The organism is Loigolactobacillus jiayinensis (assembly GCF_003946445.1).
Lineage (GTDB): Bacteria > Bacillota > Bacilli > Lactobacillales > Lactobacillaceae > Loigolactobacillus > Loigolactobacillus jiayinensis.
Genome location: NZ_RHOF01000011.1, coordinates 1 through 3,918 on the forward strand (window position 1 = coordinate 1; position 3,918 = coordinate 3,918).

Consider the following 3,918-nt stretch of genomic DNA (forward strand, 5'->3'; position numbering starts at 1 on the left):
AAAAGAGTTGCCATCTATATAGACAGTAACTCTTATCGTTTAATTCACTAGTATTAAGCTTTGACGGTTGGTGTAGCATCCGTATTGGAATCACGAACGTTCACGGTAATTTCACCCTTGCGAGCACCAATAGTCACCGACTCGCCGACCTTAATATGACCAGATAATAACTCTTCACTCAAGCGATCCTCAACTTCTTGTTGAATTGCTCGCCGAATTGGTCGTGCACCATATTCAGGATCAAAGCCAGCCTTAGCAATCACATCGATAGCTGCTGGGGTAATTTTGACGTCAATGTTTTGATTGTGCAAACGTTTCAACACGTTTTTAGCCATAATTTTAACGATTTCATGTAATTCAGGTTTAGTCAAGGAATGGAAGACAACGACTTCATCGATTCGGTTGATAAATTCTGGCCGGAAAGACTTCTTTAATTCTTCCAAAATCCGACTACGCATTGCTTTATAGTTTTGTTGTACTTGTTGCGCACCAAAACCAACTGACTTTTCATCACGTAAAGCAGTTGCACCTAAATTAGAGGTCATGATCAAAATCGTATTACGGAAATCAACGCGCCGACCCTTAGAATCAGTTAAATAGCCATCATCTAATACTTGTAACAAAATATTGAAAACATCTGGATGGGCTTTTTCAACTTCATCTAGTAAGACTACGGAATAAGGCTTTTGCCGTACTTTTTCAGTTAACTGACCGCCTTCTTCGTAGCCAACATAGCCAGGAGGAGCTCCGACTAGCCGCGAGGTTGAATATTTCTCCATATACTCGGACATATCGACCCGAATCATGTTATCCTCCGAACCAAACATTGCCTCAGCTAAAGCTTTAGCTAATTCAGTTTTCCCAACACCAGTCGGGCCAAGGAACATAAATGAACCAATTGGCCGCTGTGGATCTTTCAAGCCACTACGCGCACGCCGAATTGCTCGTGACACTGCTGAAACGGCCTCTTCTTGACCAACCACCCGTTTATGCAACACTTTTTCAAGGTTGATCAACCGATCAGTTTCACTCTTTTGCAATTGTGTTAACGGCACACCAGTCCACTGTGAAACGACCGTAGCGATATCATCTGGTGTAACCTTAATATCTTTACGTACGCCATTAGTTGGTTCTGTTGCTTGTTCAGCGGCTAACTTATCCTTCAGCGTCATTTCGTTTTCACGTAAACTAGCTGCTTTCTCAAAGTCTTGCGCTTCAATTGCTTGTTCCTTTTGCTTCACAAGTTGATCTAATTTGGTTTCTAACTTAGATTCTGGTGTCTTCACATTAGCCGCATCTAAGCGCACAGAGGCTGCTGATTCATCGATCAAATCAATCGCCTTATCTGGCAAGAAACGATCACTGATATAACGTGAGGACAAGACAACTGCTTCATGAACCGCTTCGTCAGTAATGGTGACACCATGATGCTCTTCATACCGGCTACGTAGGCCTAACAGAATCTCTTCTGCTTCTGCTTCAGTTGGTTCGTCAACTTGAATCGTTGCAAAACGACGCTCCAAGGCAGCATCCTTTTCAATATACTTTTGGTATTCATCCAAGGTCGTTGCGCCAATGACCTGCATTTCACCACGGGCTAAGGCTGGCTTCAAAATATTAGAAGCATCAATTGCCCCTTCAGCACCACCGGCACCAATTAAGGTATGCAATTCATCAATAAATAAGATAACTTGCCCGTCCTTATAGATCTCATCAATGACTTTCTTTAACCGGTCTTCAAATTCACCACGATATTTTGTACCGGCGACCAATGATCCCATATCCAGCATCATCAACCGTTTTTTAGCCATATCAGCCGGTACATCACCAGCAATGATTTTTTGCGCTAAACCTTCAGCAATCGCTGTTTTACCAACACCAGGTTCACCAATCAAAACTGGATTATTCTTGGTCCGCCGTGATAAAACTTGAATCAAACGACGTACTTCTTTGCTTCGGCCAACAACTGGGTCCATTTGATTTTCACGAGCTAACTGAGTCAAATCTCGTGCTAAAGAATCTAAAGTTGGTGTTCCTTCAGTACTACCACTTTGTGCCTGCCGGCCGCGTGGTGCATTGCGGCGCTTGGCTGTAGTATCACTGACACCTAACTTTTTCAAAATCATCTGCCGTGTTTTGCTTAGACTTAAACCGAGATTGGTTAAAATCCGTGCTGCCAGAATATCGTCTTCACGAAGTAAACCTAACAGAATGTGTTCGGTCCCAATTTTCATGGCACCCATCCGTTTTGCTTCATCACCGGCGTAAGATAAGATCTGCTTAGCCTTAGGTGCATATGGCAGATAAGTATCGCTTTGTGTCTCTGCTGAGGTACCATAACCCGTGAAACGTTCAATTTCTTCACGAATATCGTCATCAGTGATTGACAATTGACGCAAGGTCTTCCCAGCGATACCATCATTTTCAATGACTAATGCCAATAATAAATGTTCAGTACCTACCGCATGATGCCGGAAGTATTTTGCCTGTTCTTGTGCTAATACTAAGACGTTCTTTGCACTTGGCGTAAATAAATTATCCATTAAGCGTCCCTCACTTTCACTTACTCACGTTCGTATCTTAAATGATTCAAAATGCCAATTAGAATGTTGGCACGTATTTGTTCTTCTAATTGCCGATCAGCAATGGCAAGTGTCTCCCGACTAGTTGCTGCTAAAATCAAATTAGCTTCCTTACGTTCGATTACATGATCATCATATAGCTTCTGGACTAACGCCAATTCATCGCGCTGACTGATTTGACCACCAATCAATTGAATCATTGTATCCAGCATATCACGATCATCAAGCAACTTCACCTTCTCAATCCGGATATAGCCGCCACCGCCACGTTTACTTTGAACCAGATAACCACGCTGAATGGTAAAGCGTGTCTTAATCACATAATTAATCTGGGATGGGACACAATTAAATAATTCCGCAATTTCGGATCGCTTAATCTCAACACGCGCCGATTCCGCTAGAATCTGCTTCAAGTAGGCTTCAATAATATCAGAAATATTTCGCCCTTGCATCTTCTTCACCCTTAACTTTGACTAATATTGACTATTATTATAGATGAAATTAACAAAATTGCAAAGAATTACGTCGTTTTTATTTTTAGTTAATAAAAATCGCCCTCGGTACACTATATATGAACACATACAAAAAGAACGACTTTACCGCTAATATAGCGGTGCAGTCGTTCTTTTATACATTCTAGCTTCATTGCCAGCTTAAACTTTAAATGAAAATTACTAATTTATCTGAAACATTTATTTTTGATTTTTATTATAAAAAAAAGCCTGCAGACACAGACTATGAGCAAAAATCGGGAAAACAGGATTTGAACCTGCGACCCCTACGTCCCGAACGTAGTGCTCTACCAAGCTGAGCTACTTCCCGGAAACTATTTTTCTAAACAAAAAAACAAGCGGAAGACGGGATTCGGACCCGCGACCCCCACCATGGCAAGGTGATGTTCTACCACTGAACTACTTCCGCAAGAAAAATATTTGAATCGGGAAAACAGGATTCGAACCTGCGACCCCCTGGTCCCAAACCAGGTGCTCTACCAAGCTGAGCTATTTCCCGAAACTTTTTTAAAAGTGAGCATAATTGCTCAATGCACCCAGTAGGAGTCGAACCTACAACCTTCTGATTCGTAGTCAGACACTCTATCCAATTGCGCTATGGGTGCATAATAATAATGCCGAGGACCGGAATCGAACCGGTACGGTGATCACTCACCGCAGGATTTTAAGTCCTGTGCGTCTGCCAGTTCCGCCACCCCGGCATATTATTAAAGCGGAAGACGGGATTCGAACCCGCGACCCCCACCATGGCAAGGTGATGTTCTACCACTGAACTACTTCCGCATATATTCAATTAAAAATGCCGACTAGACGATTCGAACGCC

2 protein-coding genes and 6 tRNA genes are annotated in these 3,918 nt (G+C 42.4%); all 8 read right to left on the reverse strand.

The window, feature by feature from the left end; translation table 11 throughout:
- Positions 1-53: 53 nt before the first annotated feature.
- The 8 genes from EKM80_RS04320 to EKM80_RS04355 all read right to left on the reverse strand — a co-directional run bounded on the left by EKM80_RS04320 (position 54) and on the right by EKM80_RS04355 (position 3,877).
- Positions 54-2,543 (reverse strand): ATP-dependent Clp protease ATP-binding subunit, encoded by a 2,490-nt coding sequence (locus tag EKM80_RS04320; RefSeq protein ID WP_125551897.1) that lies wholly within the window; start codon positions 2,541-2,543, stop codon positions 54-56.
- Between the two features lie 20 nt (positions 2,544-2,563).
- A complete protein-coding gene (locus EKM80_RS04325; RefSeq protein WP_125551898.1) occupies positions 2,564-3,034 on the reverse strand; it encodes a CtsR family transcriptional regulator in 471 nt (156 codons plus the stop codon).
- Between the two features lie 296 nt (positions 3,035-3,330).
- Positions 3,331-3,404: transfer RNA gene (locus EKM80_RS04330), tRNA-Pro, on the reverse strand.
- A 27-nt stretch (positions 3,405-3,431) separates the two neighbouring features.
- Positions 3,432-3,503, reverse strand: a tRNA-Gly gene (locus EKM80_RS04335).
- A 16-nt stretch (positions 3,504-3,519) separates the two neighbouring features.
- Positions 3,520-3,593: transfer RNA gene (locus EKM80_RS04340), tRNA-Pro, on the reverse strand.
- Positions 3,594-3,625: 32 nt separating this feature from the next.
- Positions 3,626-3,699 (reverse strand) — tRNA-Arg (locus EKM80_RS04345).
- 10 nt (positions 3,700-3,709) lie between these two features.
- A tRNA-Leu gene (locus EKM80_RS04350) sits at positions 3,710-3,795 on the reverse strand.
- A gap of 10 nt (positions 3,796-3,805) precedes the next feature.
- Positions 3,806-3,877, reverse strand: a tRNA-Gly gene (locus EKM80_RS04355).
- Positions 3,878-3,918 lie beyond the last annotated feature (41 nt).